This window comes from Paracraurococcus lichenis (genome assembly GCF_030657435.1).
Taxonomy (GTDB): Bacteria; Pseudomonadota; Alphaproteobacteria; order Acetobacterales; family Acetobacteraceae; genus Paracraurococcus; species Paracraurococcus lichenis.
Genome location: NZ_JAUTWS010000369.1, coordinates 1 through 831, shown reverse-complemented (window position 1 = coordinate 831; position 831 = coordinate 1). Strand labels below are relative to the sequence as shown.

The 831-nt window shown below is 67.5% G+C and carries 1 protein-coding gene; it reads right to left on the bottom strand.

What is annotated here, in order from left to right; all coding sequences use genetic code 11:
* Positions 1–791, bottom strand: a 791-nt coding sequence (locus tag Q7A36_RS40285) for an IS256 family transposase (RefSeq protein ID WP_305109406.1), incomplete at its 3' end; no start/stop codon positions are given.
* Positions 792–831 lie beyond the last annotated feature (40 nt).

The following is an 831-nucleotide window of genomic DNA, read 5'->3' as shown; positions in this document are numbered from 1 at the left end:
TGCTGGGCCTTGCCGACATGGGCCAAGGCATTCCTCATCCAATGGACTCTGCACCGTTGCCATGTCGCGCCGAGGACGCGGGCGATCGCCGCCTTCAGTCCCTCATGAGCATCGGAGACAACCAGCTTCACGCCTTTCAGGCCGCGCTTCACCAAGCTCCTGAGAAAGCTGGACCAGAAGGTCTCGGCTTCCGACGGCCCGATGTGCAGGCCAACGATCTCGCGGTGCCCCTCGGCATCGCAGGCCACGGCGATTATCGCCGCGACGGAGACGATCCGGCCGCCCTCGCGCTGGCGCAGGTAGGTGGCATCCAGCCACAGGTAAGGCCATTCGCCGGAGAGCGGCCGGTCCAGGAAGGCGCCGACCCGCTCGTCGATGTCCTTGCAGAGCTTGGAGACGGTCGACTTCGAGATGCCGGACAGACCCATGGCCTGAACCAGCTCGTCTACCCGCCGGGTCGAGACCCCGCCGATCCAGGCTTCCTGGATCACCGCCACCAGAGCCTTCTCCGAGGTCTTCCGGGGCTCCAGGAAGGGCGGGAAGTAGCTGCCCTGCCGGAGCTTCGGGATCCGCAGCTGCAGCGACCCTAGCCGGGTGTCCAGCGTCCGGTCGCGGAAGCCGTTGCGGTAGTTCAGCCGCTCGCCGGTGCGCTCGTGCCGCCCGGCCCCGATCAGGCCCTCCACGTCGGCCTCCATCAGCATCTGCAGCACCGCCTCGGCGACGCTACGGAGGAAGTCGCCATCCCCAGCTTTCGCCAGCAGGTCAGCCAGTGGCAGTCTGTCCTCGGTCATCGGGTCCTCGGCCGGTCAGGGGTGGGAGCCTCGCAACTCC